The organism is Streptomyces sp. NPDC059355, from assembly GCF_042752335.1.
Taxonomy (GTDB): domain Bacteria; phylum Actinomycetota; class Actinomycetes; order Streptomycetales; family Streptomycetaceae; genus Streptomyces.
This window is the reverse complement of the sequence record NZ_JBHYXN010000020.1, coordinates 1-21064: the sequence shown is the minus strand read 5'-3', so window position 1 is coordinate 21064 and position 21064 is coordinate 1. Positions and strand designations below refer to the sequence as shown.

Here is a 21064-nt window from a genome sequence, read left to right as displayed (position 1 = left end):
CGGGTATCGGAAGCAGCGGGCGGCCCGTGGGACTGGGCCGCCCGTACTGGTGTTTGGCATGATCCCGGCACACACCGAGACCGGGGCCTGCCATGATCCTCACCGTGACGCTCAACACCGCACTCGACGTCACCCACCATGTACCGAAGCTGATTCCGCACGCCTCGCACCGGGTCGGCGCCGTGACCGAACGGCCCGGCGGCAAGGGACTCAACGTCGCCCGGGTGCTGGCCGCACTCGGCCACGAGGTCACCGCGACCGGCTTCGCGGGCGGCCGCACCGGCGCCGCCGTACGCGAACTGCTCGCCGGCTCACCGCGGGTGACGGACGCTCTGGTCCCCTGCGCGGGCACCACCCGGCGCACCCTGGCCGTGGTCGACGGGGCCTCGGGAGACACCACGCAGTTCAACGAGCCGGGCCCGCAGATCGGTTCCGCGGAATGGGCCGCCTTCCTCGACCGCTACGAGGAGCTGCTGGCCGGGGCCACCGCGGTGGCCCTGTGCGGCAGCCTCCCGCCGGGCGTGCCGGTGGGCGCGTACGCGGTGCTCGTACGGGCCGCCCGCGCGGCCGGGGTCCCGGTCCTCCTGGACACCAGCGGAGAGGCCCTGCGCCGCGGGGTCGCCGCCCGGCCCGAGATGATCAAACCGAACGCCGCCGAGCTCGCCGAGCTGACCGGCTCCCGCGAACCGCTCCAGGCCACCCGCGACGCCCGCCGCCGCGGCGCGCACGCCGTGGTGACCTCGCTCGGCCCGGACGGGCTGCTGGCGGCCACCGCCCAGGGCACCTGGCAGGCGGCCCCGCCGCGCGCCCTGACGGGCAACCCGACCGGAGCCGGCGACTCCGCGGTGGCGGGCCTGCTGTCGGCCCTGGCGGAGGGCCTGGACTGGCCGGCCCGCCTGACCCGCGCGGTGGCCCTCTCCGCGGCCACGGTCCACGCCCCGACGGCGGGAGACTTCGACCCCCGCACCTACGAGGAGGTACGGGGGTCGGTGAAGCTGACGGCCTGCTAGGGGGCCTGGGGCCGGCCGGCGCGGGAAGGGCCGATCAGCCCTTCTCGAGCCAGAGCTGGTCGAGATTGACCTCGCACTGGTTCCCGGCCTCGCACGAGATCTTGACCGTGTTCGTGCCCTGCTTGAGCGTCACGAGCGACCAGGTGTTGGTCCAGCCTTTGTCCCACTCCCCCGGCTTGGCCCCGGAAAAGTTCTTCATGTTGATCGGCCGGGACTGCGCCTCGCCGTTGATGGTCAGCGTGGTGCTGGCGTCCTTGCCCGGCACCCCGTAGACCATCTTCAGCTTGTACTGGCCCGCCTTGGCCACGTCGACGGTCCAAGTCGCCGCCGCACCGCCGGCGTTCAGGCCGCCCACGTACTGGCCGCCCGCGCTCTTCGCGCCCGGGACGGTGCCCTCCAGGTGTGCGCCGCCCGTGAGGGACATGCCCGCGCCCGAGGCGTCCGCCTTGGGCAGCGGGGCCTCCGCGGACTGCGACGGGCTCGGCTGGGACGACGAGGAGTTCTGCGGCTGCGCGGACTGCTGCCCGCCCGCCGTGTTGCCCTTGCCGTTCTTGTCCTTGTCCTTGTCACCGAAGGTCACGGCCGCGCCGATGCCGATCGCGACCGCGGCGACCACCGCGACCGCCGCGATGAGCATGCCCTTGCGGCTGGAACCGCCGCCTCCGCCGTTGCCGCCGTGGCCGCCCGGCGCGGGGATCGTCGCCGTGGTCTGCCCCTGCTGCGGCGGAACCCCGTAGCCGCCCGCCTGGAGGGCTTCCGGGGCCTGGTACTGGGCCTGGTAGCCCGGCGGCTGCTGCTGTTGCGGAACCTGGGCGCCGCGCTGGCCGCCGTACGTCCGCTCACCGACCGTGCGCACCTGGTTGTACGAGGTACGGGGGACACCGGGCTGCACGCCGGGCTGACCACCGACCGTCGGGCCGGGGTAGCCGTATCCACCGCCCGGTGGGGGCGGGGTGGCTCCGGCGGCCTGGCCGTCCGCGTAGAGATAGCCGAACGGATCGTCGTCCTCGGGCTTGTTCGCCCCACTGTTCGGGCCGTGGTTCGCGGGCGTCGTCATCGCAGGTCACTCCTTTCGACCCACGGGAGCCTACCCCGAACACGTGCACCCACGGGCGGCCGATCGCCTCATCCGGCCCGGCGGTGGGCCTTGGAGCGGGACCTTTTCTCGATGTACATCCGCTGGTCGGCGGAGCGCAGCACCTCGTCCGCCGACATCCCGCAGCTGGCCCATCCGATGCCGAAACTCGCGCCCACACGGACCGCGCGGCCGTCCACCCGGATCGGCGGGATGATCGCGTTGCGCAGCCGGACGGCCAGGTCGGCGGCGTCGGCCGCGCCCAGTCCGTCCGCGAGGACGACGAATTCGTCACCACCCAGCCGAGCGACGGTGTCACCGTCCCTGACGCCCGTCGTCAGCCGCCGGGCCACCTCGATGAGGACCGCGTCACCCGTGTGGTGGCCGAACCGGTCGTTGATCGACTTGAACCCGTCGAGGTCGCAGAAGAGGACCGCGAGCCCCTTCGTCCCGTCGTCGGCGTCGCTCGCGGGCGCCACCGTGTGCACGTGGTGCTCGTACGGCCCCGGGCCCGCGCCGGGTCCGCCCGGCCCGGGCACCCCCGGGGTGCCGGTACCGGGCACGGCCGGGGCGCCCGGGTACTCGAAGGGCTCGGGGTACGCGTCCGGCCGAAAGCCGTGCCCCCCGACGGCACCACCCGCCTCGATCCCGCCGCCCGCGTGCGCCGCGTGCCCGTTGTGGGCCCCGTGGCCGCCGTGCGCACCGTGCCCCTCGTACGCGGCGTCGAGCGCCTCCACGGCGGTGGCCCGGACCGACTGGGGCCTGCGGCACAGCCGCGCCCCGAGGCGGGAGCGGAGCTCGGCGCTGTTGGGGAGGCCGGTCAGCGAGTCGTGGCTGGCCCGGTGGGCGAGCTGGAGCTCGTGGCGCTTGCGCTCCTCGATGTCCTCGACGTGCGTGAGCAGGAAGCGCGGCCCGTCGGCGGCGTCCGCGACGACGGAGTTGCGCAGCGAGACCCATACGTACGTGCCGTCGCGCCGCCCGAGCCGCAGCTCGGCCCGGCCGCCCTCGGCGGAGGTCCGCAGCAGGGTCCCGATGTCCTCCGGGTGGACCAGGTCGGAGAAGGAGTACCGGCGCAGCACGGAGGCGGGCCGGCCCAGCAGCCGGCACAGCGCGTCGTTGGTCCGCAGCAGCCGCCCGTGCTGGTCCCCGCCCATCTCGGCGATCGCCATGCCGCTGGGCGCGTACTCGAAGGCCTGCCGGAAGGACTCCTCGCTCGCGCGCAGCGCCTGCTGTTCGCGCTCCAGCCGGACCAGGGCCCGCTGCATGTTCGCGCGCAGGCGTGCGTTGCTGATCGCAATCGCCGCTTGGAAGGCGTACATCTGGAGCGCTTCGCGGCCCCACGCGCCCGGGCGGCGCCCGTTGCGCGGTCTGTCCACCGAAATGACACCCAGAAGTTCCCCGCCGGACGCGTACATGGGGGCGTAGAGCCGGTCCTCGGGGTGCCACTCGTCCGCGAAGCGCGGATCGGGGCCGTCCGTGTGCCACTGGGGCACGTCGTCCTCGAGGAGGACCCAGCCCTCGGTGTGCGGGATGAAGCGGAGCCCGTCCCAGCTCTCACCCATCGTCAGACGGCGCTCCCAGGAGGCGCGGGAGCCGACGCGGCCGGTGATGAGCGCCTCGGCGGCGGGGTCGCCGGCGAAGGCGGCGACGACGAGATCCCCGTCAGGGCGTACGAGGTTGACACAGGCGAGTTCGTAGCCGAGGCCCACGACGATGCCGTCCACGACGGTCTGCAGGGTGTCCGCCAGGCTCCTGGCCGTGTTGAGCTCGGCCACCACCTGATGAAGCTGCCGCAGGGTCGCAAGACGGACGTACGGCTCCGACTCGGTCTCCATTGCTCGCTCTCCCCGAGACCTCGACAGCAACTCCAGGTTTGTCATCGGCGTTTCGTTGCGGTGTCCCGTCCACTGAATCACAGTGAGCTGTGCCGCCGGTACACAGGGTCAACAAATCTTGCCCTCTGTGACTCAAGTCACATGAGATGAATAAAGGTGGGCGATGGGGGTCGTGTCACCTGGGAGCGCTCCCCCGCCTTCCCGCGAGCAAACGATACGCCCGGGCCTAGGCCAAGGGGCGGGGACGCGGCTCGGACTCGGGCCCGATGCGTGACGCGGGAGGGCGAGACTAGCGTTCCCAACGTGCCGAAGACGACCCCTGTACCCGTGCCGATCCCCGCCACCCTTCATCCTGAGGGCGTGAGCAACGACGAGTTCCGTGCCGCGATGTCCCGACTGGCGGCGGGCGTGTGCCTGATCACCGCGCACGAGCCGCCGCTGACGCCGACCGGCCCGGACGGCGAGGACGTCGGCATGACGGCGACCGCCTTCATGTCCGTGTCCCTGGACCCGCCGCTGGTGCTGGTGAGCCTGCGCGAGGGCTCCCGAATGGACGACCTGCTCGCGGAGCAGCCGCTGTGGGCGGTCTCGGTGCTCGCCGACCACCAGGTGCAGGTGGCGAGCCGCTTCTCGATGAAGAACCGCATCAGCGACCGGCTGCTCTTCGCGGACCTGCCCCACGGGCGCGGCGAGGTCTCGGGGGCCCCGCTGCTGACGGGCGCGCTGGCCACCCTCGAATGCCGTACGGAGAACCGCGTCGAGGCGGGCGACCACACCCTGGTCATCGGCCGCGTCCTGACCGCAACACTCCCGTCCCCGGACTCCCCGCCGCTGGCGTACTTCCGGGGCCGCTACCGCCATCTGGCGGGCTGAGGTCCCGGCAGCGCCGCCGGTCGCTACCAGTCGCGGCCGGTGCGGCCGCGCTTCGTCTCCGCCCGGGCCTTCTTCTCGCGCAGGCGCCGCTCGTTGATCCCCCGCGGGATCTTCGTGGCGCGGCGCGCCCTCGGCGGCGGGGCGGTGGCCTCCGCGAGCACGGACGCCATCCGGACCAGCGCCATCTCCCGGTTGCGGAACTGCGACCGGTGCTCAGAGGCCCGTACGGTCAGCACCCCGTCCACCAGCCGGGACGCGAGCCGCTCCAGCGCCCGCTCCTTCCACACGTCCGGCAGGGCCTTGGTCGCCGCCACATCGAATAGCAGCTCCACGCGCGAGTCCGACGTGTTCACGTGCTGGCCGCCCGGCCCGGAGGATCGCGAGAAGCGCCAGGCGAGCTCCGCCTCGGGGAGCACGACCGAACCGCGGATGACATGGGGACCAGGCATGCCCCCTATGATCCAGCCCCGCGCGATGCCCGTCACCCGTATTTCGCCGCCGGATTCCGTCATCGTGTTCGTCACGGTGTTCAGACGCGCGGAACCTACCGGCCCCCTCGCCGCGTTATGAAGGTCAGCGGTACCTTGGCCACGATCTCGCGGCCATCTGAAGACGAAGGGACACCAGTCAAAATGGCAGTAAGCCTGTCCAAGGGCGGCAACGTCTCGCTCACGAAGGAGGCCCCCGGCCTCAGCGCCGTCACGGTCGGCCTCGGCTGGGACGTCCGTACGACGACCGGTGTCGACTTCGACCTGGACGCCTCCGCCATCGCGGTCAACACGATGGGCAAGGTCGTCTCCGACGGTCACTTCGTCTTCTTCAACAACAAGTCCACCCCGGACCAGAGCATCGTCCACACCGGTGACAACCGCACCGGCGAGGGCTCCGGCGACGACGAGTCCATCAATGTCAACCTCGCCACCCTCTCGGCCGATGTCGACAAGATCGTCTTCCCGGTCTCGATCTACGACGCCGAGGCCCGCAGCCAGAACTTCGGCCAGGTCCGCAACGCGTACATCCGCGTCGTGAACCAGGCCGGCGGCGCCGAGATCGCCCGCTACGACCTCTCCGAGGACGCGGCCACCGAGACCGCCATGGTCTTCGGCGAGCTCTACCGCAACGGCGCCGAGTGGAAGTTCCGCGCGGTCGGCCAGGGGTACGCCTCCGGCCTGACCGGCATCGCCCAGGACTTCGGCGTCAACGTCTGAGTCCGAGGCAGCGCCTGAGCCTGAGCCTGAGCGGCTGACGGCAGCAGTGGCCGAAGCCCCCTCCCGGCCGTCCGGGGAGGGGGCTTCGCTACGGTTCGGCAGGTGATCCTGCAACCGCTCGTGCCCGTGGACGGCGCACTGCCGGGCCCCGTCCTCACCGAGATCGCCGCGCTCTACGCGACCAACCACGCCTTCTTCGAGCTCAGCGGGGATTTCCCCGACCCACGCCGCATCACCGTGGAACAGGTCGCCGCGGCCCTCGCCGACGAACTCGCCCACGAAGGCGCCGAGGTGCTCCTGGCCCGCTCCGCCGGCCGGCTGGTCGGCCTGGCCGCCACCCTCGCCCACCACCCCGATCCGGCCTCCGGCGACCCGGACCCGTGGATCGGCCTGCTGCTCATCGACGCCACCGCGCACCGCACGGGGTACGGGCGGGCCGTCGCCGGCCTCGTCGAGGACCGCTTCCGCGCCGCGGGGCGGAGCGGCGTACGGATCGCCGTACTCGACGACAACCCGGCCGGCCTGGCGTTCTGGCGGTCCCGGGGCTACACCTCGCTGCGCCACGCCCGGGACCGCGAGCACGGCCGCGAATGCACCGTGATGCGCAAGGCCCTGTAGGAGGCGCGGGCGCGGCGGGCGGGCCCGTACGGACGCGGGCCGTACTGACGCGGGCCGTACTGACTACTTCGGCCGGCCCTCTCCGTACAGCCAGACGTCCCAGACCTTCTTCAGGTCGTGCCCCGTCGACCGCTCCGCGTACGCCGTGAAGTCGGCCGTGTTCACGTTCCCGTACTTGTGGTCCGTGGCCCAGCCGCGCAGCAGGGCGAAGAACTTCTCGTCGCCGACCTCCTGCCGGATCCGCTGGAGCACCATCGCGCCCCGCACGTACACCGGGGTCTCGGAGATGTCCTTGGCGCTGGGCGGGGCGGCGGGCGGGAAGGCGGCCCAGTCGGAGCCGGCGGCCTTGTCCACCGTGGTGTCGCCTGTGAGGAAGGCGTCGAAGTGCTGCTGGGCGGTGGTCCCGCCGTGGTCCTCGGACCACAGCCATTCGGCGTAGGTCGCGAAGCCCTCGTTGAGCCACATGTCCTTCCAGGACTTCGGCGACACCGAGTCGCCGAACCACTGGTGGGCCGTCTCGTGCAGGACGAGGTTCTCGTCGGGCGCGCCGGAGAAGACGGGTTTGGTCTGCGTCTCCAACGCGTACGTGAGGGACTCGGCCGGCAGCACGATGGCCCCGGCGGTGCCGAAGGGGTAGGGGCCGAACCGGCGGCTGCCCCACTCCACGATCTCCGGCAGCTTCGCCAGCGCCGGGGCGCTGGCGGCCGCCTCGGCGGGCGCGACGGCCTCGTACAGGGCGACCCCGGAGGGGGTCCGGCCGGTGGTCACCTTGAACTTCCCGATCGCGGCGGTGGCCAGGTAGCTCGCCATCGGCTCCGGGTTGTGCCAGACGAACGCGGTCTGCCCGTCGGCGGTGTCGGTCCGGGAGGTCAACTCGCCGTTCGAGACCGCCTCGTAGCCCTTGGGCACGGTCAGGGTGATGTCGTACGTGGCCTTGTCGCTGGGGTGGTGGTTCCCGGGGAACCAGGCCATCGAGCCGATCGGCTCGCCGACCCCGACGGCCCCGTCGGCCGTGGCGATCCAGCCCTCCTCGGAGCCGTCCGCGTCCTCGATGGGCTTCGGCTTGCCGCGGTAGTCGATCTCCGTACGGAAGACCTCGCCCTTCTTGAGGTCCTTGGCGGGGCGCACCGTCAGCTCCCGGCCGGTCCGGTTGTACCGGGCGCCCTCGCCCTGCACGGTGACGCCCTCGACCTCCAGGCCGGCGAGGTCGAGGTTGAAGGAGCTGAGCCCCTGCTCCGCACGGGCGGTGATGACGGCGGTGGCGTTCAACTCCCCGTCGGCGGGGTCGTAGCCGAGGTCCAGGTCGTAGTGCTCGACCTGGTAGCCGCCGTTGCCGGCCTTGGGGAAGTACGGATCGCGCAACCCGGACGCACCGGGCCGCCCCTGCACCGTGTCGGCCGTACACGCCGTGGTGAGGGCGAGCAGGGCGGCAGCGGCGGCTGCGGGGGCGGCGGAGGTGAGGCGGGAGAGAGCGCGGCGGTGATGCACGCGCCCGATCCTATGCGGGCCCGATGTCGTACTTCGGGGTGATTACTTCTCGAGGGAGTCGGCGCCGGCCTTGGCGTACTTCTCGTCCAGGTCGCCGGACGGGGCGCCGGCCACGCCGATGCCGGCGACCGGGGCGCCCTTGGCCTGGACCGGGGTGCCGCCGCCGAGGAAGAGGGTGCCGGGGATGTCCTTCAGGTTCGGGGTCTGGGCGAGGCGGCCCGCGAGCACCGAGGTCGGGGCGTTCCAGGACACGGCGGTGTAGGCCTTGCGCTGCGCCGACTCGTAGGACTGCGGGCCCGCGCCGTCGCCGCGCAGGGTGACGATGGTGTTGCCGCTCCGGTCCACGACCGCGACCGTCACCTTCTGGTTCTCCTTCTGCGCGGCGTCCAGCGCGGCCTGGGCGGCGCGGGTGGCGGCGTCGACGGTGAGGTGCGTCGTGGTGGTGAAGTTCTTCTCGTTCGCCCCGCCGTCCTTCTTCGCGGAGGCGGCGGCCGGGGCGGTCCCGGCCTGCGCGGCGCTGGCGCTGACCGCGCCGAAGGTCCCGGCGCCGAGCGCGACGGCGAGGGCGGTACCGGTGAGAACGCGGGTGCGGGTGTTCATTTCTGCTGCTCCTGGGTGCGTCGGCTGAGTACGTCGCGGCCGTCGGGTACGTCGGCTCGTCCTGCTGCTCCAAGCCTGGGGCCGTACCCGGCGCCGACCCGTCCGCGTACCGGCTCGCGACGGCTGCCGCACCGGTTGACGCCGGGGTCGACCGATCGGTGGATGCGGGCGGGGTGCGAGTACGGATGGGATGGTCGGCGCCATCGCGTACGACCAGGCACGATGGAGGAGCCAGACACCGACCCGGGAGCCCGCTGTGAGCCACGTGAGCCGCGTACCACCGCCGGCGCCGGGGGCCGCGGGTACGCCGGGGAGGGCGGACACGCGGACCCTGGCGGCGGTCATGCACACGGCCTTCTTCCTGCTCCTCGGCGCCTCGGTGGCCCGCTTCCTGCTGCGCCACCCCGGCTCGCCCAGCACCCCGTGGATCATCGCCCTCAGCATCGCGCTGGCCCTGCTGTACGTACTCGGCCCCGCACTCGGGGCCGCGCCCACCGTGCGCCGACTGCTGTGGCTCGGGCTGGTGGTGGCGGTCTGGGTGGTCCTGGTCGTCCTGGCGCCCAGCTTCGCCTGGTGCGCCGTCCCGCTCTTCTTCACCGCCCTGCGCACCCTGCCGCCCCGCGCCGCGATCGTCCTGGTGGCCCTGCTGACGGTGTTCGTGGTGGCGGCCCAGCTCAAGCTGTCGCGCGAGTTCGACCCGAACCTGCTGCTGGCCCCGCCCGCGATCGCGGCCCTGGCCACGGCAGTCTTCGTCCACATGGAGCGCCAGGCCGAGTCCCAGCGCGCGCTGATCGACGACCTGATCCGCACCCGCCGCGAACTGGCCGCCACCGAGCGCCGCGAGGGCACCCTCGCCGAGCGGCAGCGGCTGTCGATGGAGATCCACGACACGCTCGCCCAGCACCTGTCCAGCCAGCAGATGCTGCTCCAGGCCGCGGACCGCACCTGGGACACCGACCCGGCCACCGCCCGCGCGCACGTGCGCACCGCCACCGGCATCGCGGCGCGCGGGCTGGCGGAGGCGCGGCGGCTGGTCCACGATCTGGCCCCGCCGGAGCTCGAAGGGGGCGGGGGTCTCGCGGACGCGCTGCGCGCGCTCGACGCGGGCCCGGACGTCGAGGTCCGCTTCCACCTGGAGGGCACGCCGGCCCCGCTCCCGGACCGGGTCCAGTCGGCACTGCTGCGGATCGCTCAGGGCGCGCTGGCCAACGTACGGGAGCACGCGCACGCCCGGACCGCGGCCCTGACCCTGAGCTTCCTGGGCGATCAGGTGGTCCTGGACGTCGCGGACGACGGCGCGGGCTTCACCGAGCCGCGGGAGGCGGCCGGCGACCGCGGCCACGGGCTCCCGGCGATGCGCGCCCGCGTCCGCCAGCTCGGCGGCACCCTGACCCTCGAATCCACCCCCGGCGAGGGCACGGTCCTCTCCGCGGCCATCCCCCTGGAGCCCCCCGCATGACGACCGGACCCGGCCCGACGACGACGATCCTGCTCTGCGACGACCACGCGGTGGTCCGGGCCGGCCTGCTGGCGCTGCTCGGCAGCACGCCCGACATCGAGGTGCTGGGCGAGGCGGGCAGCGGCGAGGAGGCCGTGGCCCTGGCGGCGAAGCTGCGCCCGGACGTGGTGCTCATGGACCTCCAGCTGGGCGAGGGCATCGACGGGGTGGAGGCCACCCGCCGCATCACGGCGGTGCCCGGGCCCCCGCACGTACTGGTCCTGACGACGTACGACACGGACGCGGACGTCACCCGGGCCATCGCGGCGGGCGCCACGGGGTACCTGCTGAAGGCGGAGCGCCCGGAGGAGCTGTTCGCCGCGATCCACTCGGCGGCGGCGGGCCGCACCACGCTGTCCCCGCCGGTGGCGAGCCGCGTGATGGCCCACATGCGGGGTTCGCGCCCGACGCTGACGGACCGCGAGCTGGACATCCTGGGCCAGCTGGCCCGGGGCCTGGGCAACCGGGACATCGCCCGGGCCCTGTTCATCAGCGAGGCCACGGTCAAGACCCACCTGGGCCGCATCTACGACAAGCTCGGCGTGGACACCCGGGCGGGCGCGGTCTCGGTGGCCAAGGAGCAGCGCCTCCTGCCGTAAGGGACGTCCGCACAGCAGCGCCGGCCGCCCGGAGGGCGGTCCTGCGTCGCGGGGCGGGCGGGACTTCGCGGACACCCCCGAGGGCACGTCCGGCGGACACGCCGTGATCCGCACGACACGGCCGGGCGGGCTGTCGCCGCGCCTGCGGGACGGGATCCGGACACCGGGCGGGGCGTGTTCGGACAACCGTGCCGGGATCCCCGGGAATCCTTGTCGTAGACCTGCCAAAGCCGGCCCCCGCCCTGTCACGCTCTCTCGCGCCGCCACCCCGGCCACCGCGAAGGAGCCCGAGTGACCCACCCCACGTCCTCTCGCCGCACCCGCCTCGCCGTCCTCCTCGGGACGGCCGCCGTCCTGACGGCCACGGCGGTGACAGCCCCGGCGACGGCCGCGGCCGAGACCCCGTACGACACCGCCGGAGCCGGCATCGGAGCCGGCATCGGGACGGGAATCGGGCCCGGTCCCGGCGCCGCCGCCGGCACGGGCCACAGCCAGCACGCCGGCACCGTCCCCCTCAGCACCTACTTCACCGGCAGCGCCTACCAGCTCCGCGACCCCGGCCGCGGCAACCAGCGCACCCTCGACGCCATGAACCAGACCGGCGGCGGCACCCTCTTCACCGACCCCGACAACGACTGGGGCGGCACCGGCACCCCCGCCAACCGCCAGTCCGCGGGCGTGGACGCCCACTACGCCACCGCCGTCACCTGGGACTTCTACAAGGGCGTCCTCGGCCGCAACGGCATCCGCGGCGACGGCACCGGCGTCACCTCGCGCGTGCACTACGGCAGCAACTACCCCAACGCCTTCTTCGACCCGAGCTGCTTCTGCGCCAACTACGGCGACGACCCCGTCACCGGCAAGACCCTCGCCACCCTCGACATCGTCGGCCACGAGCTCACCCACGGCGTGATCGCCTCCACCGCCGGCCTCGGCTCCGCCGGCGAGCCGGGCGGCCTCAACGAGGGCTCCGCCGACATCCTCGGCACCGCGATCGAGTTCTTCGCCGACAACACCACCGACGTCGGCGACTACTTCATCGGCGAGCGCGTCTTCGCCGACGGCCCCCTGCGCCGCATGGACCACCCCAGCCTCGACGGCCACTCCCGCGACTACTGGTCACGCGACATCGGCACGCTGGACGCGTACGCCGCCTCCGGGCCCGCCCGGCACTTCTTCTACCTCCTCGCCGAGGGCAGCGGCCCCAAGGAGATCAACAAGATCGCGTACGACTCCCCCACGTACGACGGGTCGAAGCTGCTCGGCATCGGCCAGGACAAGGCCGTCCGCATCTGGTACCGGGCCCTGAGCACCTACATGACCTCCACCACCAACTACGCCCGCGCCCGCACGGCCACCCTCATGGCCGCCGCCGACCTCTACGGGCCGGCCAGTGCGGAGTACGGGCGCGTCGCCGCCGCCTGGACCGCCGTCAACGTCCGCTGACGCGGCCGCACGGCCACCGCCGGGACAGGGACCGCCGCGCACCGGTGACACCGTCGGGCCGCACCCGTGACACCATCGGGTACGTGCTCGACATCGGCTACTCCCTCTCCCGGCGCTTCCCGGACCCCCCGCAGACCGACTACCGCTCGGCGGACGTCCACTCCCTGCGCCACGACCTGTTCTGCGGGGACGTCTACCTCGCCGACACCGTCAAGGACCGGGAAGTGTCCACAGGCTGGGGATGGGTTCCCGTACTGGACTTCGCCTGGGCGCTCTGCGACATCGTCGAGCAGCTCGACCAGGACCCGCGCGGCAGCCGCTCGGCCAACCGCCAGTACGCCGAACTCGACTTCACCGAGTCCACCGACCGCATGCTCTTCGAGCGGCGCTTCGGCTGGGTGGACATCGAGGCCGACTGGATGCCGGCGGAGGAGGAGCCGCTGACCTTCAGCCACCGCCTGCTGCGCCGCGAGGCCCGCGACTTCCTGCACGACGTGATCGCGGACCTGACCGACATGCACGACGCCCTCGCGGACAACCCCACCATCTGGACCCTCCAGTCCCGCTTCCCCCGAGTCCCGGCGTAGCCCGCCGGGTCCGGGCCGAGCCCGGCGGCCGGACGCGCCCCTTCCGGGAGGCTACGAGAGCACGCGGATGCCCAGCTGGGCCGCCAGGGCCGGGGCCAGGTCGAAGAGCTGCGGCGGGCTGATCACCGCACCGGACAGCGCTTCCACCCCGCGCGCGATGTCCAGCTCCGCGGCCCCCCGCAGGTCCACGTCAGCCATCCGCGCCCCCGTGAAATCGGCCCCCCGCAGCGCGCACCCGCGGAACTCCACCCGCTCCAGCACCGCTCCCGCGAAGTCCGCCTCCACCAGCACGCACCCGTCGAAGACCACGTCCTTGAGCCGCGCCTTCCGCAGGTTCAGGTAGTCGATCTTGCCGCCGCGGAACACCACCCGCTCCAGCACGGCCCCGTGCAGCTGCACGCCGCCGAGCCGTGCCTCCACCAGCTCCACGTCCCGCAGCGAAGCCCCGGACAGGTCCGTCCCCACCCCCCGGACCCCCTCCAGCACCGAGTCCAGGATCCGGGCCTTGGCCAGCCCCGTCCCGTCCAGCGCGCACCGCCGCAGCGCGCAGTCCATGAACCGGGCCCCGATCCCCTCCTGCCCCACCAGATCCAGGTCCGCGAACTCCAGCCCGTCGTAGTCCCCGTCCGGCTCCAGCTCACCGCCCTCCCACACGCTCAGCTCCGGCAGCCGCACCTCCGGCCGCCGCGCCGCCTTCACCGTCTCCCGCCGCTGTCCCTTGGCTGCCATCCACCCATCGTCCCCCGCCCCACTGACATCGCCCGCCGGAGCCTTGACCTCAACCACACTTGAGGTCAGAGCCTGTCGCCATGGACACCACGCAGACCTTGCAGACCGCACAGAGCCCGCAGAGCCCGCAGACCCCGCAGACCCCGCAGACGATGCGCGCCATCCGCCTCCACGCCTTCGGCCCCGCCGGGAACCTCACCCCCGAACGCACCGAAATCCCCGTCCCCGCACCCGGCCAGGTCCGCATCGCCGTGGCCGCCGCCGGGGTCCACCTCCTCGACACCGCCCTGCGCCAGGGCGTGCCGAGCCCCGTCCACGCCCTCCCCGAGCTCCCGACGATCCCCGGCCGCGAGGTCGCCGGCACCGTCGACGCCCTCGGCCCCGGCACCGACCCCGCCTGGCTCGGCCGCCAGGTCGTCGTCCACCTCGGCTTCGCCCCCGGCGGCTACGCCGAGTACGCCGTCGCCGACGCCGACCGCCTGCACCCCGTACCGGCCGGCCTCGACCCCGCCCAGGCCGTCGCCATGATCGGCACCGGCCGCACCACCCTGGGGATCCTCCGGTTCGCCGACCTCGGCCCGGACTCCACCGTCCTCGTCCCCGCCGCCGCCGGCGGCATCGGCACCCTGCTCGTCCAGTACGCCCTGAACGCCGGCGCCACCGTCGTCGCCCTCGCCGGCGGCCCCGCCAAAACGGCCCTGGCCGCCGCGAACGGCGCCCACCTCGCCCTCGACTACACCGCCCCCGACTGGCCGGAGGCCGTACGCGAACGCCACCCGGCCGGCGCCACCGTCCTCTTCGACTCCGTCGGCGGCCCCATCGCCCACGCCGCCCTCGACCTCCTCGCCCCCGGCGGCCTCCACCTCGTCTTCGGCTGGTCCGGGGGCCCCATCCCGCTCACCGACGCCGACCGCGCCCGCCTCGCCGCCCGCGGCGTCACCACCGAGAACGTCCTCGGCCCGGCCATGCTCCGGCGGGCCGGCGGCGAGAACCCCCTGCGCCTGCTCGAAACCCGCGCCCTCGCCGAAGCCGCCGCCGGCCGGCTCCGGCCCGCCCTCCAGCGCTACCCGCTCGCCGACGCGGCCGCCGCCCACCACGCCCTGGAGACCCGCGCCACCACCGGCAAGGTCGTCCTCGAACCCTGAAGGACGCCGCCGCCTGCGCCGGACCCCTGCCGGGAATACCGGATGACAGCGGCCCGTATCGCCACGTACCGTCCACCGACGTGGACCCGCTTACCGAAAAACAGATCCGTTCGTCCTTCGTGAACTGCACGAAGGGCGAGGCGGCACGCCTCAAGCTCCCGCTGGACTTCGGCGAACTCCCCTGGGAAGAGCTCGACTTCCTCGGCTGGGTCGACCCCGGCGCGCCGCTGCGGGCCCACCTCGTACGCCAGGACGCCGACGGCACCCCCCTCGGCATCAGCCTGCGCGTCCCGGGCACGAGCCGCACCAGCGCCCTCAAGTCCAGCGTCTGCCAGATCTGCCTCACCGGGCACGCCGCCTCCGGCGTCTCCCTCCTGGTCGCCCCCCTCGCCGGGGCCCGCGGCCGCGAGGGCAACACCGTCGGCATCTACGTCTGCTCCGACCTCGCCTGCTCCCTCTACGTCCGGGGCAAGCGGCAGCCGAAGCTGCGGGCGGGCCGGTACGAGGAGACGCTCACGCTCGCCGAGAAGATCGAGCGCACCCGGGCCAACCTCGACTCCTTCACGGCGAAGATCACCGTCTGACGCCGCACCCCGGCTCGGCGCAGCGACCTCAGCCCCGCGCCGGGCCGAGTGCCGACTCCGGTGCCGGGTCCGACCCCGAGCCGAGCCGCCTCAGCGCCTCGTTCGCCAGCCGGTACACGGACCGCCTGACCTGCCTTGTGCGGACTGCAATGGGGGATGGACCACGGGGGCGACTCGCCTCGGCCGAATCGCAGGGAGGGCACAGATGGACGAGCGCGCGGTCATGCTGAACATGCTCGCCCAGGAGTTGCGTCCGATCGAGCAGGGCATCGAGTGGTTTGAAGCTCTACCGGCCAAGAGCCAGTTCGAGGTTCTGCGGGATCTGTGCGGACACTGCATGCAAGCCCGCGCAACGGAGGAGGACGGGCCGGGGAGCGTGCGACGTGCCGGTCTTCGGCCGACGTATACCCCGGCGGTGCTGATCACGCGTGGGCAGCTGAACGTGCAGCTGGGAAAGATCATCAATCTGCCGCAGGACGAGCGTGTGAAGTCATTTCGGCTGTTGGTCGCGCTCTTGGGGGTGGCGGACGAGCGTCGCCGGGAGCGGTTCTGCGCCGACGGGTGCGGTCACGCCTGGCACCAGTTGGTGGGTGGAACCGATTCGGGAGCTGCCACCGGGTGAGTGTCGGGGTTGTGTGGACTTCCGGAGCTGGCGCAATGGCTGGGGAACATGACGTAGACCCTGCTGGTGGAGCGGCCATGGTCCCCCTGTCCGTCCGCCGGCCGGAGCGTCCGCACCCTGGAAACGTCTGATCGACCTGGCCCCCTGCTCCTCGGCATGGGCCGGGGAGTAAGGGGCCTGTTTGCGTCGGTCCCGAGAATCATTGCGAATCATGCAGGACAGGGAAGCTGCCCACGTCCCATCCTGGTCGGAACGTGTCCACTGGTGGAGGGGAACGGCAATGGCGCGGCGACTCCGGTTCATCGGTACCAACTCCGGCAACAGCGGGTGCCCGACCCTGTACGAGGACCTCGACAGCGGGGAGGTCCTCGTACAGGGCGACGTGGTGACCGATCCTGACGACATCGCCCACCTTCGGAACGTCATGGACGGGGAGGGCTTCGTGATCGTCCCGCGCGTGCTGCTGGCGGATTTCGCTCCCAAGGAAGCGGAGAAGGCCCCCGTGGTGATCAGCTTCGACGAGTTCGAGACCATGTTCGTGACGTGCGAGCACAACGCGTGGCGGCTGGAATCCCGGCGCCGGTATGCCTCCGACGAGGAAACCGACACCTACCGGCGATTCATCACCGGGGAAGACCCCGCCTGGGACCTGGACGACCCCTGGTGCGTGACGCGCCGAGAACAGACTTCGCTGGGCAAACGGTTCGAGCGTGTGCGCATCGTCGACAACCCGCCGACGGTCGGCCAGCGGTACCTGCTGGACAACGCGCGCCGGAACAACGCGGTGGGGGAGGACATTCGGAACCTGTGGCGATCCGATGCCGAGCGTCTCCGGCTCCCGGCTGACGACTTCTGGCTGTTCGACTCCCGGGTCATCGCCTATCTGCACTTCGACGACGAGGACCAGCTGACCGAAGTCGAGCTGATTACCGACCCCGTCGAAGTCTCGCGTGCCTGCCAGGTGCGGGACGCCGCCTGGCATCACGCGGTTCCGTACGACACCTTCGCGGACCAGATGCCGTCCGCCGGGTGAGCACCGACTTCCAACAGGCAAGGATTGCCCTCGGTGCGCGGCTTCGCGAGCTGCGCACCGATCGGCGTCTCACGGGCCGCCAGTTGGCGGTTCGGCTCGGCTGGACCCAGTCCAAGGTCAGCAAGCTGGAAACCGGGCGGCAGACGGCGACGACGGATGATCTGCTGGCCTGGGCCAGCGGCACGGAGCACCCTGGGGCAGCCGAGGAACTGATCACCAGGCTGCGGAGTCTGGAGTCCCGCTCCCGTGCGTGGCGCAGGCAACTGGCCGCGGGCCACAGGCCCGTTCAGGACACGCTCACTGCGGAGTACGAGCGCTCCAGGACGGTTCGGGGCTGGGAGAGCTCCATAGTCGCCGGCATGCTCCAGACCGCCGAGTACGCCCGCCACGTCTTCACCCGCTACGCCGACCTCCACCAGTCCCTCCGGGACACCGAGGAAGCCGTACGGGCCCGCGTGAAGCGCCAGGAGATGCTGTACGAGCCGGGGCGCACGTTCCACATCGTGATGTGGGAGGCCGCGCTCCGGGCGCTCGTGTGCCCTCCTCTCGTGCTGGCCGCCCAGCTCGACCGCCTGGCGGGCGTCCTCGGGCTGGACACCGTCCACTTGGGCATCGTCCCGTTCGGCGCCTCCCTGAAGATCCCGCCGGCCAACGGGTTCTGGCTGTACGACGACCGTCTGGTGATCGCGGAGGACTGGCACGCGGAACTCTGGCTGGACGACGCGGACAGCGTGGGGGTCTACCGGAAGGTCTGGCAGGCACTCTGCGATTCCGCGGTCTACGGTGCGGACGCCCACCGCGTGATCGCCCGCGCCCGGCGGGCTCTCGACAGCCCCTGAGAATCTCCCGGAAGATCACGAACCGGCCCGAGAATCCCGGCGAATCAGCCCCCACAGAGCCAGGTGCTCAGCCCTAGCGTCCCTCTCATGGACAGCTCGCACGAACTGGAGGCAGTGACCCCGGGAACGGTCGTGGAGTCGCTGCGCGAATCGCTGATGGCTGCCGGAATCGTTCTCCCGTCCCTGGGGATCGACCCGCCACCGCCCGGCCCGGCTCTGGTGAGGCTGGGCAATGTCCGCCCCGGCGTCGCCATGAAGCCGGCGCACGGCGGGGCCGGGTTGGCCCCCACCCTCACTAACTCCGCCGCGGTGACCGGTACACCGTTCGGCCGGAGCGAGCCACAGCACCACTCATCCATCACGAGAAGGAGCACGTTCATGGGCGGACAGCACGGCGGCGGCACGGGCTCGGGTCAGGGCGGAAGCCAGCAGGACGACGGCCAGTCGGGCGCCGGTCACGGCGGAGGCGGCTCGGAGGGACAGGACTCCGGTCACAGCGACACGAAGGGCAGCAGCACCAAGTGACCGAACGCGCCACGACGGAGGCCCGCCCCCAGGGGCTGGCCTCCCGGCTCATGGACTCCGGGGCCCTGACCTCCGACTGGCTCCCCGCGTACCGAGCGGTGCTCCGGGAGTCGTTCGTCCCGGATGTGATCTGGCCCGGCGTCGGCCCGGCCGACGGCGGACCTGTGGCGAGCATCGACCGCCGGACCGACCCGGACGCGTGGTTCCGCGCGGTCTACTCGGACACCTCCCTGACCACCCAGTGGGACGACGGAAGCCACACAGGCCCCGAGCGGGGGAACATCCCGACGTGCAGCAACTCCCAGCCCGCCATGGTGTTCTCCATGCTGGCGACCCTGGACGTCCAGGCGGGCTCCAAGGTCCTGGAAGTAGGCACGGGCACCGGCTGGAACGCGGCCCTGCTGTCCGAACGGGCCGGCTCGGAGAACGTCACCACCATCGAGTTCGACCCGGAGAACGCGGCCACGGCCCGAGCCCGCCTGGACGCCGCCGGGTACAACCCAGTGGCCGTGGTCGGTGACGGCTCTCAGGGCTGGGCGGCGTGCGCGTCGTACGACCGGGTACTGATCACGGCTTCCCTGCGGGACATCCCGGCGGACATCATCCGGCAGACCCGGCCCGGCGGGATCATCGTCTCCCCGTACGCCACGGAGTACGGCGGGGAGGCCGTGGTCCGCCTGACCGTCCAGGAGGACGGAAGCGTGTCCGGCCCGTTCGTCGGGTCCTCCGCCTTCATGCGGCTCCGGCAGCAACGCGCTTACCGGAGGCACGTGAAAACATACTTGGGCGGAGAGCCGTGGCCGGCCGATGGCCGCCGGGCGACCACCTCCCTTTCCCCTGAGGATGCGGCCGGCTGGCTCCCCATGTTCGCCATCGGGCTTCAGACGGAAGGCATGTTCCCTTACCCGGAGAAACTCGACGGCGGGCGCTACACGCTCTGGCTCCGGGACACCCAGGTCACCTCCTGGGCGTCGATCGACTTCGTTCCCGGCGCGGAGGAGTTCGAGGTCTACCAGTCCGGCCCGCGGGAGTTGTGGAGCGAACTCACGGCCGCCCATGCCTGGTGGGACGACCGGGGCCGCCCGGACTTCGAGCGGTTCGGACTCACAGTGAGCCCCAACGGCACCGCCCGTGCCTGGCTCGACTCCCCGGAGCACCCGGTCCCGGCCGTCGGGTAGCCGGACGGCGCACCCGTCCGGTGCCGCCGTCTCGCGGTCCCGGACGGGTGTCAGGCGGCTACTCCGCCCCGCCCAGCTTACGGAGGGCGTCGTCCGTCAGGCGGTTCACGGTCCACTCGTCCATTGACACCGCTCCGACTGATCGATAGAAGTCGATGGCAGATAGATTCCAGTCGAGGACCGCCCACTCCAGGCGCTCGTACCCGCGCTCCACGCAGATCCGCGCCAGCTCCGCCAGCAGCGCCTTCCCGTACCCGCCGCCGCGCGCGCCGGGCCGTACGTACAGGTCCTCCAGGTAGATCCCGTGCACCCCGCGCCACGTCGAGAAGTTCAGGAACCAGACCGAGAACCCGACGGCCTCCCCGTCCTGCGTCTGCGCGATGTGCGCGAACGCCGCCGGCCGCTCCCCGAACAGCGCCTCCCTCAACTGCTCCCGCGTCGCCCGCGCCTCGTGCGGCACCTTCTCGTACTCCGCGAGCTCGCGGATCATGGCGTGGATGACGGGAACGTCTTCGACGACAGCGCTACGGATCATGCCGGCAGCCTAGGGGGTGATTGCCGATCAGGCCGGGCCCGCAGCGTCACCGGCGGCCCAGCAGGGCCTCCGCCACCAGCAGTTGCTCCTCGTCCAGCTCCTGCTCCCCCTCCTCCACGTCCCACAGGCAGTTCTGCAGCACCCGGCCCAGCGTCCACGCGCGGGCCCGGGCCCGGTCCCGGGCGAGCGCCGCCGTCAGGGCGTCGAAACGCCACCGCACCTCGTTCACCGCGAACTCGTTCCGGATCGCCGGAAGCAGCTCGAAACCCGGATCGCCCGCCAGCGGCTTCGGGTCGATGGCCAGCCACGGCTCCCGCCCGCCCGCCAGGACGTTGCCGTAGTGCAGATCCCAGTGCAGCAAGCGGTCCCCCGGCTCGCCCGCCACCTCCGCCAGCGCCGCCGCGCAGTCCGCCACCAGCCCCCGCTCCCGCCCCGGCGCCACCCGCTCCAGCGCCGCCGGTACGGACTCCAGCATTTCCGCGGCCACACCCCCGAGCCCCCGCACTCCGGCCGGAGCCCGCACCTGTGTGAGCCGCGCCAGCAACTCCCCCACCACCCGTACCGCCTGCCGCGCATCCCGCTCCGCCAGCTCCGACAGCGGCCGCCGCTCGTCGAGCCGCTCCAGCAGCAGCGCGCCGGTCGCCGCGTCGTGCGCCAACAGCCGTACGCTGCCCCGCCCGTCCCACGCGCGGAGCGCGAGCGGCTCCCCGGCGCTCTCCTCGTCCACCCGCCCCAGCTTCAGCACGGCCGCCGACCCGTCCGCCCGCTCCACCGGCAGCACCAGGGCCGTCACCCCGTGCATCCCGGGCCCGGTGCGCCGCAGGTCCCAGCGCTCCAGGAACTCCGCCGCCCGCGCGGGCAGTGCGGCGATGAACTCCCGCCCCGCGTCCCCTTCGTACCCGATCTGCGCCCGCACCAGCCCGTCCGGAATCTCCACCATGGGCCCTAGGTCGTGTCGTCAAAGTCCCGTCTGGCCGGCGGGGCCTGGCACGCACGCTCGCCGCGTTGTCGTCGGTCACCGACGCTCCGCGTCGATT

23 protein-coding genes are annotated in these 21064 nt (G+C 72.5%); 15 read left to right on the top strand and 8 right to left on the bottom strand.

All coding sequences use genetic code 11. The annotated features are described in order from the left end of the window. Positions 1–92: 92 nt before the first annotated feature. The gene (locus ACFXGI_RS20105; protein WP_384708184.1) at positions 93–1010 is read left to right on the top strand and encodes a 1-phosphofructokinase family hexose kinase; all 918 of its coding nucleotides are present in this window, start codon (positions 93–95) and stop codon (positions 1008–1010) included. Positions 1011–1044: 34 nt separating this feature from the next. On the opposite strand, the gene ACFXGI_RS20100 is transcribed toward ACFXGI_RS20105, so the two are convergent. Then, the gene (locus tag ACFXGI_RS20100; protein WP_384708181.1) at positions 1045–2067 is read right to left on the bottom strand and encodes a carbohydrate-binding protein; all 1023 of its coding nucleotides are present in this window, start codon (positions 2065–2067) and stop codon (positions 1045–1047) included. 68 nt (positions 2068–2135) lie between these two features. Beyond that, on the bottom strand, positions 2136–3920 hold the full coding sequence (cdgB, locus tag ACFXGI_RS20095; RefSeq protein WP_384708178.1) for a diguanylate cyclase CdgB: 1785 nt from the start codon (positions 3918–3920) through the stop codon (positions 2136–2138). A gap of 303 nt (positions 3921–4223) precedes the next feature. On the opposite strand from cdgB, the gene ACFXGI_RS20090 reads away from it, so the two are divergent. Further along, positions 4224–4793 (top strand): flavin reductase family protein, encoded by a 570-nt coding sequence (locus ACFXGI_RS20090; protein WP_384708175.1) that lies wholly within the window; start codon positions 4224–4226, stop codon positions 4791–4793. Between the two features lie 23 nt (positions 4794–4816). Here ACFXGI_RS20090 and arfB read toward each other — a convergent pair whose 3' ends face one another. Next, a complete protein-coding gene (arfB, locus tag ACFXGI_RS20085; RefSeq protein WP_384708172.1) occupies positions 4817–5242 on the bottom strand; it encodes an alternative ribosome rescue aminoacyl-tRNA hydrolase ArfB in 426 nt (141 codons plus the stop codon). Between the two features lie 183 nt (positions 5243–5425). Between arfB and ACFXGI_RS20080 the strand changes: the two genes are divergently transcribed. Next, complete coding sequence (locus tag ACFXGI_RS20080) at positions 5426–6001, top strand: TerD family protein (RefSeq protein ID WP_384708169.1); 576 nt, start codon at positions 5426–5428, stop codon at positions 5999–6001. Between the two features lie 102 nt (positions 6002–6103). Then, positions 6104–6619 (top strand): GNAT family N-acetyltransferase, encoded by a 516-nt coding sequence (locus tag ACFXGI_RS20075; protein WP_384708166.1) that lies wholly within the window; start codon positions 6104–6106, stop codon positions 6617–6619. A gap of 63 nt (positions 6620–6682) precedes the next feature. Here ACFXGI_RS20075 and ACFXGI_RS20070 read toward each other — a convergent pair whose 3' ends face one another. Both ACFXGI_RS20070 and ACFXGI_RS20065 read right to left on the bottom strand, forming a co-directional pair. Then, complete coding sequence (locus ACFXGI_RS20070) at positions 6683–8107, bottom strand: M1 family metallopeptidase (RefSeq protein WP_384708163.1); 1425 nt, start codon at positions 8105–8107, stop codon at positions 6683–6685. 42 nt (positions 8108–8149) lie between these two features. Further along, positions 8150–8707 (bottom strand): heme-binding protein, encoded by a 558-nt coding sequence (locus ACFXGI_RS20065; protein ID WP_384708160.1) that lies wholly within the window; start codon positions 8705–8707, stop codon positions 8150–8152. A 343-nt stretch (positions 8708–9050) separates the two neighbouring features. On the opposite strand from ACFXGI_RS20065, the gene ACFXGI_RS20060 reads away from it, so the two are divergent. The 4 genes from ACFXGI_RS20060 (at position 9051) to ACFXGI_RS20045 (ending at position 12837) form a co-directional block, all read left to right on the top strand. Beyond that, positions 9051–10166 (top strand): sensor histidine kinase, encoded by a 1116-nt coding sequence (locus tag ACFXGI_RS20060; RefSeq protein ID WP_384708469.1) that lies wholly within the window; start codon positions 9051–9053, stop codon positions 10164–10166. After that, positions 10163–10804, top strand: a complete 642-nt coding sequence (locus tag ACFXGI_RS20055) for a response regulator (RefSeq protein ID WP_384708157.1) — start codon at positions 10163–10165, stop codon at positions 10802–10804. The genes ACFXGI_RS20060 and ACFXGI_RS20055 overlap by 4 nt, the downstream gene beginning before the upstream one ends. Positions 10805–11095: 291 nt before the next feature. Further along, the gene (locus ACFXGI_RS20050) at positions 11096–12250 is read left to right on the top strand and encodes a M4 family metallopeptidase (RefSeq protein ID WP_384708154.1); all 1155 of its coding nucleotides are present in this window, start codon (positions 11096–11098) and stop codon (positions 12248–12250) included. Positions 12251–12333: 83 nt separating this feature from the next. Then, positions 12334–12837 (top strand): hypothetical protein, encoded by a 504-nt coding sequence (locus ACFXGI_RS20045; protein ID WP_384708466.1) that lies wholly within the window; start codon positions 12334–12336, stop codon positions 12835–12837. 51 nt (positions 12838–12888) lie between these two features. Here ACFXGI_RS20045 and ACFXGI_RS20040 read toward each other — a convergent pair whose 3' ends face one another. Then, the gene (locus ACFXGI_RS20040) at positions 12889–13566 is read right to left on the bottom strand and encodes a pentapeptide repeat-containing protein (RefSeq protein ID WP_384708151.1); all 678 of its coding nucleotides are present in this window, start codon (positions 13564–13566) and stop codon (positions 12889–12891) included. A 152-nt stretch (positions 13567–13718) separates the two neighbouring features. Between ACFXGI_RS20040 and ACFXGI_RS20035 the strand changes: the two genes are divergently transcribed. The 7 genes from ACFXGI_RS20035 (at position 13719) to ACFXGI_RS20005 (ending at position 19492) form a co-directional block, all read left to right on the top strand. Continuing rightward, positions 13719–14711 (top strand): zinc-binding dehydrogenase, encoded by a 993-nt coding sequence (locus ACFXGI_RS20035; RefSeq protein WP_384708463.1) that lies wholly within the window; start codon positions 13719–13721, stop codon positions 14709–14711. Between the two features lie 80 nt (positions 14712–14791). Next, the gene (locus ACFXGI_RS20030) at positions 14792–15295 is read left to right on the top strand and encodes an FBP domain-containing protein (protein ID WP_384708148.1); all 504 of its coding nucleotides are present in this window, start codon (positions 14792–14794) and stop codon (positions 15293–15295) included. 205 nt (positions 15296–15500) lie between these two features. Then, positions 15501–15917 (top strand): DUF5958 family protein, encoded by a 417-nt coding sequence (locus ACFXGI_RS20025; protein ID WP_384708145.1) that lies wholly within the window; start codon positions 15501–15503, stop codon positions 15915–15917. Between the two features lie 280 nt (positions 15918–16197). After that, positions 16198–16950, top strand: coding sequence for a DUF6879 family protein (locus ACFXGI_RS20020; protein WP_384708143.1), 753 nt, complete (start codon positions 16198–16200; stop codon positions 16948–16950). After that, on the top strand, positions 16947–17789 hold the full coding sequence (locus ACFXGI_RS20015) for a helix-turn-helix domain-containing protein (RefSeq protein WP_384708140.1): 843 nt from the start codon (positions 16947–16949) through the stop codon (positions 17787–17789). Before ACFXGI_RS20020 ends, ACFXGI_RS20015 begins: the two co-directional genes overlap by 4 nt. A gap of 87 nt (positions 17790–17876) precedes the next feature. Then, entirely contained in the window at positions 17877–18314 is a 438-nt protein-coding gene (locus ACFXGI_RS20010; protein ID WP_384708137.1) for a hypothetical protein, read from the top strand. Beyond that, a complete protein-coding gene (locus tag ACFXGI_RS20005) occupies positions 18311–19492 on the top strand; it encodes a methyltransferase domain-containing protein (protein ID WP_384708134.1) in 1182 nt (393 codons plus the stop codon). Before ACFXGI_RS20010 ends, ACFXGI_RS20005 begins: the two co-directional genes overlap by 4 nt. Positions 19493–19550: 58 nt before the next feature. Here ACFXGI_RS20005 and ACFXGI_RS20000 read toward each other — a convergent pair whose 3' ends face one another. Next, positions 19551–20027 (bottom strand): GNAT family N-acetyltransferase, encoded by a 477-nt coding sequence (locus ACFXGI_RS20000; RefSeq protein WP_384708131.1) that lies wholly within the window; start codon positions 20025–20027, stop codon positions 19551–19553. A 46-nt stretch (positions 20028–20073) separates the two neighbouring features. Further along, positions 20074–20967: an aminoglycoside phosphotransferase family protein gene (locus tag ACFXGI_RS19995; RefSeq protein ID WP_384708128.1), complete on the bottom strand. Its 894-nt coding sequence runs from the start codon at positions 20965–20967 to the stop codon at positions 20074–20076. Between the last annotated feature and the right edge of the window lie 97 nt (positions 20968–21064).